General features: G+C 51.7%; 11 protein-coding genes. 10 read left to right on the top strand and 1 reads right to left on the bottom strand.

The genetic code is table 11. From position 1 onward, the window contains the following. Nucleotides 1–3: 3 nt before the first annotated feature. From PMI41_RS10045 to PMI41_RS10035, 3 genes are read left to right on the top strand one after another with little or no spacing between them, the layout of a single operon-like run. Nucleotides 4–1,914: an AAA family ATPase gene (locus PMI41_RS10045; RefSeq protein ID WP_008124346.1), complete on the top strand. Its 1,911-nt coding sequence runs from the start codon at nt 4–6 to the stop codon at nt 1,912–1,914. After that, the gene (locus PMI41_RS10040; RefSeq protein ID WP_008124345.1) at nt 1,914–3,200 is read left to right on the top strand and encodes a DUF6638 family protein; all 1,287 of its coding nucleotides are present in this window, start codon (nt 1,914–1,916) and stop codon (nt 3,198–3,200) included. Before PMI41_RS10045 ends, PMI41_RS10040 begins: the two co-directional genes overlap by 1 nt. A gap of 10 nt (nt 3,201–3,210) precedes the next feature. After that, entirely contained in the window at nt 3,211–4,350 is a 1,140-nt protein-coding gene (locus tag PMI41_RS10035) for a DUF2333 family protein (RefSeq protein ID WP_008124344.1), read from the top strand. 76 nt (nt 4,351–4,426) lie between these two features. On the opposite strand, the gene PMI41_RS10030 is transcribed toward PMI41_RS10035, so the two are convergent. Further along, complete coding sequence (locus tag PMI41_RS10030; RefSeq protein WP_008124343.1) at nt 4,427–4,888, bottom strand: Lrp/AsnC ligand binding domain-containing protein; 462 nt, start codon at nt 4,886–4,888, stop codon at nt 4,427–4,429. A 110-nt stretch (nt 4,889–4,998) separates the two neighbouring features. Here PMI41_RS10030 and putA point away from each other — a divergent pair, with 110 nt between their 5' ends. From putA to leuA, 7 genes are all read left to right on the top strand, one after another. Then, nucleotides 4,999–8,088, top strand: coding sequence for a bifunctional proline dehydrogenase/L-glutamate gamma-semialdehyde dehydrogenase PutA (gene putA, locus PMI41_RS10025; RefSeq protein WP_008124341.1), 3,090 nt, complete (start codon nt 4,999–5,001; stop codon nt 8,086–8,088). An 87-nt stretch (nt 8,089–8,175) separates the two neighbouring features. Next, entirely contained in the window at nt 8,176–9,855 is a 1,680-nt protein-coding gene (locus tag PMI41_RS10020) for a formate--tetrahydrofolate ligase (protein WP_008124340.1), read from the top strand. 232 nt (nt 9,856–10,087) lie between these two features. Continuing rightward, entirely contained in the window at nt 10,088–12,271 is a 2,184-nt protein-coding gene (locus PMI41_RS10015) for an anthranilate synthase (RefSeq protein WP_008124339.1), read from the top strand. A gap of 17 nt (nt 12,272–12,288) precedes the next feature. Next, on the top strand, nt 12,289–13,218 hold the full coding sequence (locus tag PMI41_RS10010) for a cation diffusion facilitator family transporter (RefSeq protein ID WP_008124338.1): 930 nt from the start codon (nt 12,289–12,291) through the stop codon (nt 13,216–13,218). A 25-nt stretch (nt 13,219–13,243) separates the two neighbouring features. Next, a complete protein-coding gene (locus tag PMI41_RS10005; RefSeq protein WP_008124337.1) occupies nt 13,244–13,825 on the top strand; it encodes an NUDIX domain-containing protein in 582 nt (193 codons plus the stop codon). A gap of 287 nt (nt 13,826–14,112) precedes the next feature. Then, nucleotides 14,113–15,057 carry an alpha/beta hydrolase gene (locus PMI41_RS10000; protein WP_008124336.1) on the top strand — a complete coding sequence of 315 codons (945 nt, stop codon included), beginning with the start codon at nt 14,113–14,115 and terminating at the stop codon, nt 15,055–15,057. A 301-nt stretch (nt 15,058–15,358) separates the two neighbouring features. After that, on the top strand, nt 15,359–17,062 hold the full coding sequence (gene leuA, locus PMI41_RS09995) for a 2-isopropylmalate synthase (RefSeq protein ID WP_008124334.1): 1,704 nt from the start codon (nt 15,359–15,361) through the stop codon (nt 17,060–17,062). The last annotated feature ends 59 nt before the right edge of the window (nt 17,063–17,121 follow it).

Raw genomic sequence — 17,121 nt, 5'->3', positions numbered from 1 at the left:
ATTATGGATGTCGGTCTGACAACAATCGAAGAAAAAGAAATTGCCAAGCATCTTGCTGTCGCACAGGCAATGGTTACGCGATTTGTTTCGCTGGAAGCAAATGAAGGAGGATCCGGCACTGAAATTGCTGGCACAGGCCGTCGCTTCGTTTCAACAGTGTCGACCGGCGGTTTGCGCAAGACACGTGAAGTCGAACTGGCGAAAACCATTCAGTCTGTCCGTACAGATGACCAGATGCTATCGATTGCTCAGCACACACTGCTATTCAGGGCGCGACGTGGCGTCGCTGTTGCGCTGGCGGTATCAGATGTATTCGGGCGACAGAGTGATCTTGAAAGTTTAATGGCGCGGAATGCTTCTGCCCCATTGCAAGGCGAGGATGCGAGTCATTTCAAGCGCCTGCTGTCTGCTGCGTCTTATGTTGCTGCGTTTTCGCTGTCTGCTTATTTGGCACAGCTTGTTGAAGCAGATGGCGAGCCTGCGAACGATATTGCTCAACCGGACTTTGTTTTTGACACCATTCAGGACGCACTGAAGTCCGTGATTGCCGGACTTGACCGCGCGATAGCAGGAACAACTGACGAGCAGACAATGCTGGCGAGGGCCAAGGCATTTGCGTCGCTCAGTATAGAAGGTCTTCTGCAGCGCAAAGGCCGGTTTGACGGGCTGGGTAGCTTTGAAGACATGCATCTGCGCCTTGATGGCGATGATTTCACATTGGATGGTTTTGATGTAGCTCCATCAAAGAAGCGCACGCCTTTGGTAATGACCTTCAGAAAGCCAAGTGAGGTTGTCGGCAATCACATCGCTAAATACCAGGCCCTGAAACTGTCTAAAATGTTGATGGCCTATGATTTTGACAGGCAGCTAAATCCATTTGTCGAACTTGGCGGGTTTCTGTTTACATTCATTGGTGATGGCGCGCCGGGAACGGGCAAGACGACCTTGATCCAAATGATTGCAGGTCTTGTGAATGATTATTGTCAGGTCGCCGGATATGCATTCCATTACGAAAATTTCGGTGTAGACCAGATATCATCCTATCAGGGTAAGTCAGGTCAGAACTGTAAGCAGTTCGTTACCAATGTTCTGAATCCACGCACCATTGGGTTTGGGACAATTGATGATATCGATCAGGTCGCGGCCAAGCGCTCGGATGACCGCGCTTCATCGGGTCAGCATGAAATCACTGGCGTGTTAATGGAAGCCTTTGCAGGTGCATCAACGGTGGTTCGCGGTAATTGCTCGTTCGGTATGTTTTCCAATTACCCGGAGAATGTTGACGATGCGCTCCGTCAACGTGCGGGGGCTCGTTGGCTGGTAGATGGCCCACAGACCCGCGATGACTATATTGATATTTTTGCGTTGCTGGCAGGCAAGAATCACAAGATCCCACTTGGTGATCACAAACTTTTTGAGGCCCAGCAAATCCAACGCGCCGTGGAAACGGCTTATGAGGAATTGTCAAAGCCGCAGGAGGACGGGCTGAAGGTCGTTTATGATCGATTTATCCGAGAGAATGGCGAGCCTGAGACGCTTTCCGACATTGGAACATATCTTCATATGATCAAGGAGCGCGAACCGCGCTTCACTGGTCGTGCGATCAAGAATGTTACTGACGCGATCAAAATGCGCGCTATGGATATTGAACTGCCGGATGAATGGTTTGAGAAGCCGGAAACATTCATGCATAAATCCTACGACGATAAAAAGGCCATGATTGAAGAACTGCGCAAGCCATTCACGATGGATATGGTGGTGCAGGAAACCAATCGTTACGCGGATTCGGAATTCCGTTATGCGGACAAATCTGACGATGCCGCCATCGAAAAAATGGTGCGAGATGCAAGATTGCGCGAGCGGGCAGTACGGGAAATCGAGTCATTGAAAGCCAAGGGGCAGTGGGAAGCTTGATGGAACTGCTCTATCAAAACGACCTCATCTATGGCCGGTTGCTGAAAGTTGACCAGCCGCATCTTATCGAGCGGTACAACAAGGCGCTGCAATCTTTCGGTTTTGCTGCCACGAAGCTGGCAGAATTCGACATAGACAGAACGGGTTTTTCGCCGCAGATCGCTGAAGAACTGAAAGACCCGAGCTATCTCGACCCGAATGGCGTCAACAGGCGGTTCATCATCCTGACGCCGTCGCAAGCCGGCCTGCCGGTCGTTCATACGCAATTCTCCAATACATCCCAGTTGATGTATGAGTTTTTTTCGAGCAATGCCCGGGCAATCAATGCGCTGACAATCAAGGACGTGCTTTATGGGGAGATCGAGGATTCAGTCTCGGTCGTGTCTGATATTGAGGATTTGCTTTCGATCAATCAGGTCGAGTTTCGTGTGCTTTCGGCGCAGAATGTCATGGGGCAGGCCGCGGAGCTGAGGCTACTATCTGATCGTCTTAAAAATGAACCGGATGCATGGCGTGATAATGCTATGCTGGAGCGTATGGTCGAGCTTGCCAAAGTGACCGGCGACATTCGTGAGAATTCGCTGGTTCCAGATAAGGTTCTATTCCGGCACAGTGCCTTCTGGACCAGTCATTTCGGTGGCGTCTATATCTTTGTTGATGACAATACGACAACAGTTATCGGCGACCCGTCAGTGCCGGGTTTTCGGCGCTCACGTCCCTGGCAGGTCAATTACATCTCGATCAAGGATGCAGAGCAGGTTTTTCAGTTTCTGAGCACAACCTCGCGCATTGAATTACCGCGCGCATCATGGATCGAGCAATCAGGTTATCTGGAAAACCGGGGCGAGATGATTATTCGCCAGTTGATCCAGACATTGGAACCAGAGCGTGATCTGAAAAATATCGACCGCATTTGGTTGCAGACCTGGATTCACGCCAATGCCAGCCTTATCAACCATGACGGAACATGGCCGTTCCTCAATAGCGTCAAGCGAGAGATTGGACAGACCGGGCAATTAAATATGTCCGAGATTGATCCGTCGCGACGGTTTCTCGTTGTTCGTGCACTGCCACGACATCCCGATGCCTGGCTGGTCAATCAACTGATCAGCGACTTTGTGCCTTGGGATTTTATGTCCCGTTATGTGTTCAACAAGCCGGGTTTCTATGCTGATTACCAGCGCTGGAGCCTTCCTTATCAGGAACATGTTGTTGATATTCTCAAAACAACCTATTTGAAAGACAAGGAAGGGCTGCGAAAGCGGCTCTATGGACTTGACCAGTGAAGGAAACCGAATGCTCGATCCCGTGATCAACTTCTTCAGCCGGATTTTCACCTATATCGGACGCGGTATCGGGTTCGTTGTGGGCATTCTCCTTTGGCCATTCATGTGGGCGGGCAGTTGGTATACGCAACGAGGCTTCATTCTAAAGATTGTGCTCGGCCTTGCGCTCATCCTCTGGCTGGGTCTCTACGGTTACTTCTTCTACAATACGCAGACCTGGACCAACTTTAATCCGGATTATGTTGCGTCCTATAATTTCAAGAGCCAGACCGCTCCAGCCGGCGAGCCGCTTGCTGCTCCGGCAACAGCTGCCGCAGCAGGCACGAATGTGCCAAAAACCTGTGCCCGCTCGGCTATCGTTACGGTCACAGCGGATCTGACGGATTTCAACGTCAATCAGAATGCCTGGATTTCCTCGATGCTGCTCTACAAGCTCGGATTATTCGGTATGGATTGGGACAGAACACCATTTCTCGACAATAAGGCTTCATTCCAGCGCGGTATTAATTCTGCTGTTCGCCGTACCGGTATCGAACTTGTCGATACACTTGGGCGTGTTCGCGGTACTTCGCAGATTGATGGCGACTTGCAAAAGGCCCGTGGCAATTTGCAGTTCACCGAAGATGCCTGGTATTTCGGGCTTAATCCGTTTGGACCCAAGACACCTACGCCAAGTTACTATCGCTCGGCTGTCAACGACCTGCGGACTTTCAACAGCAAGCTGGAAAACTGCAATGCAATTTTCGACGCGCGCGCTGATAATTTGATCCAGTTCATTGATCGTATCGCCAACGATATTGGCGCAACTTCTGCGATTCTCAAGGATCGCTCGGAGAACCATAATAATGGCTGGTTCGACACACGTGCTGATGACCGTTTTTGGTTCGCCTACGGTCAGCTCTATGCATATTATGGTCTGATGAACGCTGCGCAGGTCGATTTCAAGCAGGTGCTGGACGAGAAACACCTTGCTCCACTATGGGATGGCATGGATGGGCAATTGCGCTCTGCTCTCGCCATACAGCCTTGGATTATCGCAAATGGCAGCGAAGGTGGATGGCTTTTGCCAAACCATTTGACGACGATGGGCTTTTATATTCTGCGCGTGCGGTCAAATCTGATCGATATCAAACAGGTTCTGCAGCAATAGTCTGCGAGCCAAACAGAGGCGGGTCAGTGACCCGCTTTTTCTTTTCAGGGAACAGATGCACCAGAGGTTGCGCGCATCAAACTGGTAGGGCCGATGTTTCTTTGACCTCTTCCATGACCGCATAGGTATGGGTTTCACGCACGCCCGGTAGTGAAAGCAGAGCATCTGACAGGAAGCGTCGATAGTGCTCCATGTCTGCAACGCGGGCCTTGATCAGATAATCGAAGCCGCCAGCCACCATATGGCATTCCATGACATCCGGGTTTCTGCGGGTGGCTGCTGCAAAAGTGGCAAAGACGTCAGGTGTAGTGCGATCCAGTTTGATTTCAACAAAGACAAGCATTGCGCGATCAAGCTTTTTGGGCGACAATTTTGCTGTATATCCAAGGATGTAGCCGTCACGGGAAAGTCGCTTCACCCGTTCGGTTGTGGCCGTCTGCGAAAGGCTGATACGTTCTGATAATTCGGTATTGGATAGCCTTCCATCCTTTTGCAGCTCGCGCAGAATCCTGCGATCGAGACTGTCCAAATTTTTCATCTCTAAATAGTTCCCCATTTTTAGTTTTTTACTCTGCTTAAGCTGTTTTCATTGGTGAGAATAACCATGTCGAATAGATTATATGGGAAAAATCAATAAGGGAAAGCCCGATGACCAACCGTTCGCCATCTACTCAAGATTTTTCTGCTCCATATGCTGTTGATGATCAGCAATTGGTCGCTGATTTGTTGCAAACTATAGCTCTTTCCGAACCGGTAAATCGGCGCATCGATGAGCGTGCCAGCAAGTATATTGCCACAATACGCAAGGAAGCTAGCGGTATTGGTGGCGTGGAGGATTTCCTTCGCGAGTATGGGCTTTCAACGCGTGAAGGTCTTGCTTTGATGGTGCTGGCAGAAGCGCTTTTGCGCGTGCCTGACGCTGCCACTCAGGACAAGCTGATCGAAGACAAGCTCAAACAGGGCCATTGGTCCGAGCATGAGCCGAGCGGAGACACATGGTTTGTTTCTGCTTCTGCTTGGGCGCTCGGTCTTTCTGCAAAAGTTATCAAGCCCGGTGAAACACCGGAGGGCGTACTGTCATCGCTGGTCAAGCGTATCGGGCTGCCAACAGTACGCACGGCCACAAAGCAGGCGATGCGTTATCTCGGTCATCACTTTGTACTGGGTGAAACCATCAAGGACGCCTTGAAACGCGCTGGCACGAACGAAGCTAAAGGATATCGCCACTCTTTTGATATGTTGGGCGAGGGTGCCCGGACGCGCAAGGATGCACAAGGTTACTTCAAATCCTATTCTGATGCGATTGACGCAATTGGCCGTGCCACCGGTAACAAGAAACTACCTGATCGTATGGGAATTTCGGTGAAGTTGTCCGCACTTCACCCGCGTTATCTCGCGACACATCATGATCAGGTAATGGCTGAACTTGTGCCGGATCTTCTTGCTCTTGCACAAAAAGCAAAATCCTATGACCTGAATTTTACAGTCGATGCCGAAGAAGCGGATCGGCTGGAGCTTTCATTGGATGTAATCGACCGGGTTTTTGCGGATCCTTCGCTGAACGGATGGGATGGATTTGGTCTCGCTATTCAGGCCTATCAGAAGCGCGCCCTTGAAGTGATCGATCATATCGACAACCTTGCTGCGCGGCACAATCGCAAGATGATGGTGCGGCTGGTGAAAGGTGCATACTGGGATACGGAGGTGAAGCGTGCACAGGAACGTGGTCTCGCCGACTACCCCGTATTTACGCGCAAGCCTGCAACTGACGCCTCTTACATGGCGTGTGCAAAGCGCATGCTGGATGCGCGACCGCGGATTTTCCCGCAGTTTGCAACGCATAATGCGCTGACTGTCGCTATGATTCTGGAAATGGCCGGAGATGACAAGACTGGTTTTGAGTTTCAGCGTCTCCACGGTATGGGCGAAAGCCTCTACAAACAGATCACCGAGAAAAATGACAAAATTGCTTGTCGGATTTACGCGCCCGTTGGCGGTTATCGTGATCTGCTGGCGTATCTGGTACGTCGTCTTCTTGAAAACGGTGCCAATTCTTCATTCGTTTCCGTGGTTGGTGACAGCAATGTGCCGATTGCCGATCTGCTTGTTCGTCCGGCGGAAAAGCTGAATGACGGCAAGGGCTATCGCCATCCGAATATTCCCTTGCCATTGAAGCTTTACGGCAAGCGCAGCAATTCTGCCGGTGTTGAACTTGGCGACAGAAAAGCACTTGCGGGACTTTTGTCGGGCATTGCGAAGGCTTCGAAAACCGTCAGGGCACTACCGCTTATCGATGGCAAATCATCCGGAAAAACTCAGGATGTCCTCTCGCCGGTAAATGGTGCAACTGTTGGCTCAGTTGTTTTTGCAACCGCCGAAGAGGCGGCAAAGGCTGTTGGTATTGCACGCAAAGGTTTTGTCTCATGGTCCCGAGTCCCGGTAGAAACGCGGGCAAAGGCGTTGGAGAAAGCTGCTGATCTGCTCGAAGATAATCGAGATCAACTACTTGATCTTCTGTCTCGCGAAGCAGGCAAGACAATTGATGACGGTATTGCGGAAATCCGCGAAGCCGTGGATTTTTGCCGGTACTATGCCGCCGAAGCACGTCGCCAGTTTGCAACTGACAAGGCAATGCCGGGGCCAACAGGCGAAGATAACAAGCTTCGCCACCGTGGGCGCGGCGCTTTCGTCTGCATTAGTCCATGGAATTTCCCCTTGGCAATTTTCTTGGGCCAGGTCACGGCAGCGCTTGCAGCCGGTAACACCGTTCTTGCGAAGCCAGCCGAACAAACACCGCTGATCGCCTATGAGGCTGTCCGTATCCTGCATGAAGCGGGCGTTCCGAAAGATGCAGTGCTATTCGTGCCGGGCGATGGTTCTGTGGGTGCGGCACTAACGTCTCATGCGGATATTGCAGGTGTCGCTTTTACGGGCTCTACAGATACGGCTTGGGCAATCAATCGCACACTCGCCTCGAAGAAGGGTCCAATCGTTCCCTTAATCGCTGAAACTGGCGGTCTCAATGCGATGATTGTTGATGCGACGGCTCTGTCGGAACAAGTTGCGGATGATGTTGTCATGTCTGCTTTCCGCTCCGCTGGGCAGCGTTGTTCGGCCTTGCGTATTCTCTATTTGCAGGAAGACGTCGCCGATAACATGCTCGAGATGATCGAGGGTGCCGCAAAGGAATTGGTACTCGGTGATCCTGCCTTGGCGTCGACGGATATTGGCCCGATTATCGACCGGGATCAGCGCAATATGCTTCGAGACCATATAGAAGCCATGCGCAAAACTCAAAAAGTCCGTTTTGCTGGCAGCGCGCCTACCGGGGGATTATTCTTCGCACCTCACATTGTCGAGTTAGATAAGGCTGAAGCTTTGGAACGCGAAGTTTTTGGGCCGGTTTTGCATGTCGTACGCTGGAAGGCCAAAGATCTGGACAAAGTGCTCGATCAGATTGCATCGACGGGTTATGGCCTGACTTTCGGGCTTCATACGCGTATCGAAGCGACGGTTACAAAAGTTATAGACAGGCTCGATATCGGCAATGTTTATGTTAACAGGAATACAATCGGGGCTGTTGTTGGCACCCAGCCGTTCGGCGGTTCAGGTCTTTCCGGCACTGGTCCAAAGGCTGGCGGTCCATCCTATCTGACGCGGTTTGCGCTGGAGCAGGTCGTTTCCATCAATACAGCTGCCGCTGGTGGAAATGCCAGCCTGATTGCCATGGGTGAATAGAGCCATTTGGGGATAGGGACGTTCACCCTATCCCCATTTCGGTTACAGGATGCTATTTGACGTTCTTAAAACATTGGGGAAACGTCAATGGCTACCGTAAAATCCGATATCGAGATTGCCCGCTCCGCTTCCAAAAAGCCCGTCATCGAAATTGGTGCAAGTATCGGCATTCCGCCGGAGCACCTTGTGCCCTACGGTCATGACAAGGCTAAGCTTTCAGCCGAATTCATTCGCTCCAAGAAAGATGCCAAGAACGGTAAACTCATTCTGGTCACGGCTGTTAGCCCAACGCCCGCTGGTGAAGGCAAGACGACAACGACTGTTGGCCTCGGCGATGGTCTCAATCGTATAGGCAAAAAAGCAATAGTCTGTATTCGCGAAGCTTCGCTCGGTCCATGTTTCGGGACAAAGGGCGGCGCCGCTGGCGGTGGCTATGCGCAGGTTATACCGATGGAGGATATCAACCTGCATTTTACTGGCGACTTTCACGCTATAACTTCGGCGCACAATCTCCTCGCGGCGATGATCGATAACCATGTTTATTGGGGTAACGAGCTTAATCTCGATACGCGCCGCATCACCTGGCGGCGTGTGATGGACATGAATGATCGCGCTTTGCGCGGTATTGCGTCAGCGCTGGGAGGTGTAGCCAATGGTTTTCCCCGCGAATCCGGTTTTGATATCACAGTCGCATCGGAGGTAATGGCGATCCTTTGTCTCGCCGTGGACCTTGCAGATCTCGAGAAGCGCCTTGGCGATATTATCATCGGATATCGTTTTGATCGCAGCCCCGTCTATGCCCGGGACCTTAAAGCAGACAAGGCAATGGCTGTTTTGCTGAAAGACGCGATACAGCCCAATCTGGTGCAAACGCTGGAGAACAATCCCGCCTTCGTGCATGGCGGGCCTTTTGCGAATATTGCTCATGGCTGCAACTCGGTTGTTGCCACGACGACGGCGCTCAAGCTGGCGGATTTTGTGGTGACGGAAGCAGGTTTCGGGGCGGATTTGGGCGCTGAGAAGTTCTTTGATATCAAATGCCGCAAAGCAGGTCTGAAGCCGGCTGCTGCAGTTATTGTTGCTACCGTTCGGGCGATGAAAATGCATGGCGGTGTTGCGAAGGCCAATCTGGGTCAGGAGAATGTTGCGGCGGTCAAAGCCGGATGTGCCAATCTTGGACGGCATATGGAGAATGTTCGCCAGTTCGGTGTGCCGGTAATTGTGGCCATCAATCACTTCACTGCAGATACCGAGGCGGAAATAGAAACAGTTAAAGCGTTCGTTGCTACCCATGGGGCGGAAGCAGTCCTTTGCAAGCACTGGGCGCAAGGCTCGGCTGGTATCGAAGAACTGGCTCACAAAGTTGCGGCACTGGCAGAAAGCGGTTCAGCACAATTCGCACCACTGTATGAAGATGAGCTTTCACTGTTCGACAAGATCGAAACAGTCGTAAAGCGGATATATCGGGGGGCGGAAGCGGATGCCGATGCGAGTGTTCGCGATCAGTTGAGACGCTGGGAGGAAGCCGGTTACGGTCATTTGCCTGTTTGTATGGCCAAGACACAGTATTCCTTCTCGACAAATCCTGATTTGCGTGGTGCGCCGGTCAACCATGTCGTTCATGTTCGCGAGGTGAGGCTTTCGGCAGGGGCGGGTTTCGTGGTGGCGATCTGCGGTGAAATCATGACCATGCCAGGTCTGCCCAAATCGCCTTCCGCAGAACGAATACACCTCAACCAAGAAGGTCTGATTGAGGGGCTGTTTTAGACCTTTGTCGAACATGCAATTTTTGCTGTTGCAAGCGTTGCAATGTAACGCTAACAATCATGGCCATGAACACACGCATTCTCTCAACTGGCTGGTGGTGGGCTCGCTTTTAGCGGCCACGCAGCCTTTTGCATGTTTGTGAAAAAGGACAGGGCCGCAACGGGTTTTCCGGGCGGCCTTTTTGTTTGACCGCCATAAGCCCGAAAAGCCAGATGCAACAAAGGATTTGACGATGCATAGAATTGAGGGCGACGTGGAAATATTTGATACCAAGGGCGGAGTAACAATTTCCCGTTCGCGAGTGGCAACCGCTTATGCGAGCGCTATCGACAGTTATGTCGACGCACTGGATGAACGTCGCGGTGCGGTCTTTTCATCTAATTATGAGTATCCCGGCCGCTATACGCGCTGGGATACGGCCATTATCGATCCTCCAGTCGTAATTACCTCAAATGGCCGACATATGACTATCGAAGCGCTGAACAAGCGTGGTGAAGTCTTGCTGCTTCCAATCAAGCATGCGGTCGGCAAACTTGATGAAGTTACAATCAATGCCGCCAGCGTTACGAAGCTTGAACTCGAAATTGCATTGCCAACACGGGCATTCACTGAGGAAGAGCGCTCGCGCATTCCCTCAGTATTTACTGTTCTCCGTGGCATCGTTGCGCTGTTCTTTAGTGAAGATGATGCAAACCTCGGGCTTTATGGCGCTTTTGGCTATGATCTCGCTTTCCAGTTCGACCCTATCGAGTACAAGCTCAAGCGGCCGGATGATCAGCGGGATATCGTGCTTTACCTGCCGGATGAAATTCTCGTAGTCGATCATCATGCGGCCAAAGCTTGGCTTGACCGTTACGATTATGCCTATGAGGGCAAGTCAACAGAGGGTTTGTCACGTGATACGGCGAAGAAGCCGTTTCAACCCACCGACGTCATTCCGGGAAGGGGTGATCATAATCCAGGCGTCTATGCGGAACTCGTCAAGAAAGCCAAAGAGAGCTTTATGCGTGGTGATCTGTTCGAGGTTGTTCCGGGACAGACTTTTTACGAGCGCTGCGAAACAAAGCCTTCGGTAATTTCACGCAGGCTGAAAGCGATCAATCCATCGCCTTACTCGTTCTACATCAATCTTGGTGACAATGAGTATCTTGTCGGCGCTTCGCCGGAAATGTTTGTTCGTGTGGTTGGGCGCCGTATCGAAACTTGCCCGATTTCCGGAACGATTAAGCGCGGTGAAGATGCCATTGCCGACGCCGAGCAGATCATCAAACTTCTGAACTCAAAGAAAGACGAATCTGAGCTCACCATGTGCTCGGACGTGGATCGAAATGATAAAAGCCGTGTCTGCGAACCGGGCTCCGTCCGCGTTATTGGCCGCCGTCAGATCGAGATGTATTCGCGCCTGATTCATACGGTCGATCACATTGAAGGCCGCCTGCGTGAAGATATGGACGCATTTGACGGCTTCCTTTCCCATGCGTGGGCGGTAACTGTTACCGGAGCGCCTAAGCTATGGGCTATGCGCTTCATAGAAGAAAATGAGCGCAGCCCGCGTGCATGGTACGGTGGTGCCATCGGCATGGTCAACTTCAATGGTGATATGAATACCGGCCTGACACTCCGCACCATCCGCATCAAAGACGGCATCGCACAAGTACGTGCTGGTGCCACGCTGCTTTACGATTCAGTCCCTGAAGAAGAAGAAGCTGAGACAGAGCTGAAAGCATCGGCGATGATTGCGGCTGTGCGCGATGCACACAAGAGCAATGTCATTCCGGAAGAGCGTGCTGTCGCGCGGGTGGGCGAAGGCCTGCAAATTCTGCTCGTGGATCACGAGGATTCGTTTGTGCACACATTGGCGAATTACTTCCGCCAGACCGGCGCTATTGTTACCACCGTCAGAACGCCGGTTCCCGAAGAAATATTTGACCGCATCAAACCTGATCTTGTTGTTTTGTCACCTGGACCGGGTACGCCGACAGATTTCGACTGCAAGGCGACAATCAAGAAAGCACGTGCGCGCAATCTGCCGATCTTTGGCGTGTGTCTTGGGCTGCAAGCTCTGGCGGAGGCATATGGTGGCAGTTTAAGGCAACTTCACGTGCCGATGCATGGAAAGCCATCGCGTATCCGCATTACCAAGCATGGTAAGATTTTTTCAGGATTGCCCAAGGAAGTAACGGTTGGTCGCTATCATTCAATCTTTGCAGATCCTGTGCGACTGCCGGATGAGTTCGTTGTCACAGCGGAGACAGAGGATGGTGTTATCATGGCGTTCGAGCATAAGCACGAACCTGTTGCAGCGGTACAGTTCCATCCGGAATCCATCATGACACTGGGACATAATGCTGGTATGCGCATGATCGAAAACGTCGTGGCGCACTTGCCACGCCGTGCCAAGGAACGAGCGGCTTAGAGCGAGGCCTTTTCAGCATGATAGATACACGCTCGACAGTTAATGGCGAGACGACCGTTCGCCGGTTGGCATTCTGGTCGATCTTCATTGGCATTGCCGTGTTGGGTCTGAAGTATATGGCCTATCATGTTACGGGCTCGGTCGCGCTGTATTCCGACGCGCTGGAATCCATTGTGAATGTAGTCGCAGCGCTGGCTGCATTCTGGGCAATTATGGTCAGCCACAAGCCAGCTGATCAAAATCACCCCTACGGTCACCACAAGGCAGAATACTTTTCTGCGGTTATCGAAGGCGTGCTGATCATCCTTGCCGCCTTGTTGATCCTGCGCGAAGTCTGGATGGCTTGGGAAACTCCAAAAACGCTGGATGAGCCTTGGCTTGGGCTTGCGATCAATGGCGGTGCGTCAATGATTAATGCCGTCTGGGCAACTTTATTGCTCAGAAGCGGGCGTAAGCACCGTTCGCCCGCGCTGCTGGCAGACGGCAAGCATATCATGACCGATGTTGTCACTTCGCTGGGCGTTTTTGCCGGTCTTGTGGGCGCTGTCCTGACTGGTTGGACAATTCTTGATCCGCTGCTCGCCATGATCGTTGCGGTGAATATCCTATGGCAGGGTTGGGGCGTTATCAGCAACTCCGTTCAGGGTTTGATGGATGGCGGGGTCTCGACCGATGAAACCATGCGTATCCGCGATGTCATATCGGCAAACGCCGGGGGCGCGTTGGAAGTGCATGACTTAAAAGCTCGGGTTGCTGGACGTATGACCTTCATCGAGTTTCATCTCGTTGTCGAAGCAAGCATGTCTGTTGGTGACGCACATATCATTTGCGACCGCATAGAAAACGCTCTGATGCAGAACATTCCTGATGCAAGCGTTGTTATTCATGTCGAGCCGGAAGATGAGGCGAAGCTGCCCATCGGTACAGCTGCTGTTCCCTTCGCTTGATTCGTCGAAATTTTTGGAGCGTGCTATGAGTGACCACCGGGTGAAAGTCAGATCCACCGAGCTTCTTTCCGACAATTGGGGAACGCTCACCAAATATACCTATGATTTCACTCGCCGTGATGGATTGGCTGAAACCCAGACACGGGAAGTTTACGATCGGGGCAATGGCGCCACCGTATTGCCCTATGATCCGGTCCGCGGGACGGTTCTGCTGACAAGACAGTTCAGGCTCCCGGCTTTCGTGGTCGATCAGGACCCGATGTTGATCGAAGCCTGTGCCGGACTGCTGGATGACAATGATGCTGAGACCACTGCCCGCAAAGAAACAGAAGAAGAGCTGGGTTACCGGCTTGGGGACATCGAGCGTGTCTTTGACGTTTTCATGAGTCCGGGCAGCGTTACCGAACGTTTGGCTTTCTTCATTGCGACCTACAATCCCTCCGACAGAATCTCTGATGGTGGTGGGCATGAGGACGAGGGCGAGGATATCGAAGTCCTTGAGATGACACTCGATGAAGCAATGGCAATGATTGCCCGAAGGCAGATCGTTGACGCCAAGACAATCATGTTGCTCCAACACCTCAAGTTGAAACAACTGTTCCGCTGAAGATAGTTTGGTTGCAGTCATGCAACATTCCGTCACGGAATATTTCAAGCGGTCATGATTTCGTTACAATTATGTTGACATAGATGCCTCGCTGGTTGAAACGTCAGCCGGCAATGCGAACTCTCCGGGCAGAAAAAAGCGCAAAAACGCGAAGTTGGGGACAAGTTTATTTGGCAAAAGCGTCGCTTCCCGATGGTGGAAATGATCGCCAATACGCATGGCAGTGTCCAGCGGACGACCGCGGCTGTTTACAAATTTAGTTAACCTTTAACCATTAGGATTAGCTTATGGGTAAACCTTATCTTTATGCACTGATTGCTGGTCTCTCATTGATCGCAGTGGCTCAACCTGCGTTTGCGCGTAGCACGGCCGACTGCGACAAGCTGCAATCGGGCAAGGCAGAAGTATTGTCGGCAAATATTGATCCTCAGCCTGATATCGACAAGGCTGAATCTGCTGACGCCTGCCCAACAAAAGGCAAGGTCGCCGCTCAAGCTCAAGAAAAGCTGAAACCCATCAACATCCTAGCAACTGGTGGTACAGGTATTTTGAAAAAAGCTGTTAAAGGCGAAATTCTTCCCCAGAGCGAAGGATCGCTTCAGGAAGATTTGTCCTTCAAATATCGCATCTACCGGCCGGAAACTCCAAATGGCGATACCGTCGTGCTTTTGCATGGCTCGGGTCAGGATGAAACCAGCCTCGTATCCTTTGCCTCAAAAATTGCGCCGGATGCTCTGCTGCTTGCAGTCCGTGGCCGTGTCGTTCAGGATGGATCAAATCGCTGGTATCGCCGTCTGACGCCGGTAAGCTTTGACCAGAAAGATATTCGGTCCGAGGCACAAGCCTTTGCTGATTTCCTCAAGCAGGCCACTGTAAAATACAAGATTGATCTTAATCGCACGACATTCCTTGGATATTCGAACGGTGCAAATCTCGTTAACTCGGTGATGATGCTTTATCCGGATTTGGTCAAACAGGCTGTGCTGTTGCGTTCAATGCCGGTTCTTACAGGTTCAGTTGACGCCAACCTCGGCAATGCGCGTGTACTGACAGTATCCGGCGCTTCCGATCAACTTTATGCCCCATATGCACCCGCGCTTGAAGATATGTTGCGCTCGCACGGCGCCCGCGTCGAGGCACGCTCGATCAAGTCGGACCATGGCCTTGGCAAGGACGACGTAAAGGTCGTCAGTGAGTGGCTATCCGGCGCGACGGCCTCGCTCAAGAAATAACGGTCTTTCTCAAGAGCCCTTGCATCGCGGCAAACACTCGTTTAGGTGTTTGTCCATGAAAACGCGCCCGACAAACTTGTCCAATGTTCAGTCTGCCTTCGCAGGCTTGACGAATCGCGCCTTTCTTCTACCGCTTCTTCTCGACCTTATTGGCGATCGCCGGGCTCGTTGAAGGAGCGTCCGGCGGTCGAAACCGCCAAACGGCTCTCGCTCCTTATCCCTTTACAAGTTCAGTTCAACGCCTAAAAGAGTGCCATGACTGCGCCAGAAAATATGCGCATCGGCCGGAAACGAGAAGCAAATGACCGATACAGTTGCCCCCCGATCAGTTGTGGGAATGCCCGACGCACACAAGAAATATGAACCCTATCCCTTTGTTGATTTGCAAGATCGGCAGTGGCCTTCAAAACGCATTAACAAGGCACCGATCTGGTGTTCTGTTGATCTGCGCGACGGCAACCAGGCCCTGGTCGATCCCATGGGACATGACCGCAAGGTGCGCATGTTTGCACTGTTGCTGGACATGGGTTTCAAGGAAATCGAAATCGGATTTCCTTCAGCATCGCAAACAGATTTTGACTTTGCCCGCTGGTGTGTCGAAGAAGGCAATCCGGGGTCGGATGTGTCATTGCAGGTGCTCGTTCAGTGCCGCCCCGAATTGATTACTCGTACGTTTGAATCACTGCAGGGCGCACATAAACCCATTGTGCATTTTTATAACTCCACCAGCGAATTGCAGCGGCGGGTTGTGTTCAATAAGGATGTGAATGGGATCAAGAGCATCGCCACCGATGCCGCGAAAATGATCACGGACATGGCCGCCAAGGCTGGTGGCGGCTTCCGGTTCGAATATTCGCCCGAAAGCTTTACGGGTACAGAACTGGAAGTGGCCTTGGAGATATGCAACGCAGTCACCGAGATCGTCAAACCAACCCCGGACAACAAGCTCATCATCAACTTGCCATCGACCGTCGAGATGTCGACGCCCAACATCTATGCCGACCGCATTGAATGGATGTGTCGCCAGCTCGACAATCGTGAAAATCTGATCATTTCATTGCATCCGCACAATGACCGCGGGACCGGCATCGCTGCAACGGAACTTGGCTTGATGGCGGGTGCTGATCGTGTCGAAGGTACATTATTTGGCAATGGCGAGCGCACAGGTAATGTCGATATTGTAACCTTGGCGTTGAACATGTTCACACAGGGTGTCGATCCTGAGATTGATTGTTCGGATATCAACCGGATGAAAGAAGTCTACGAATACTCAAATCAGCTGATTATCCCGGAACGTCACCCCTATGTCGGTGAACTGGTTTATACGGCTTTCTCCGGTTCGCATCAGGATGCCATCAATAAGGGTATGAAGGCGATCAAACAGGCAAACAAGAGCTTATGGGAAGTTCCGTACCTGCCAATTGATCCGCAGGATGTCGGCAGGAGCTATGAGGCAATTATTCGTATCAATTCGCAATCAGGCAAGGGCGGCATCGCCTACATTCTTCAGGCTGACTATGGATTGAACTTGCCACGCGGCATGCAGGTGGAATTCCGCGAAGATATTCAGAACATTACTGATGAAGAAGGCAAGGAAATGCCTTCAAAGCGCATTTACGATCGTTTTCAGGAACTCTATGTCGACCAGCCAGATGCAAGGCTGAAATTCGTCGATCACCATACCTATCCGGATACTGAACGTAAGGGTGTTCGAATATTGTCAGCCGAAATAACCGATGGTGGTGAAACAAAGCGTATCGAGGGCAGGGGCACTGGACCAGTCGATGGCTTCATTGACGCGCTTTCGCATTATCTCGGCTTTAAAATGTCGGTGGCCAACTATTCAGAGCACTCGCTCCAACGTGGCTCCGATGCGGCTGCCATCAGCTATATGGAAATCGAGCATCCTGGTGGAAAAATCTTCGGTGCAGGGATTAACAAGAATATTGTGACCGCATCGCTTGAAGGCATTGTTTCCGCTGCCAATCGCATCATAGCGAAATAGTGCAGCAGGCTGTTCTGCTTATTTTTATCGGCTAAATAATTCGGCCCAATCCTTTGCTT

The sequence above is a fragment of the Phyllobacterium sp. YR531 genome (assembly GCF_000282595.1).
In the GTDB taxonomy this organism is placed as follows: Bacteria; Pseudomonadota; Alphaproteobacteria; order Rhizobiales; family Rhizobiaceae; genus Phyllobacterium.
Note: the sequence above shows the minus strand (reverse complement) of the source record. Positions and strands in the feature narration are given on the sequence as shown.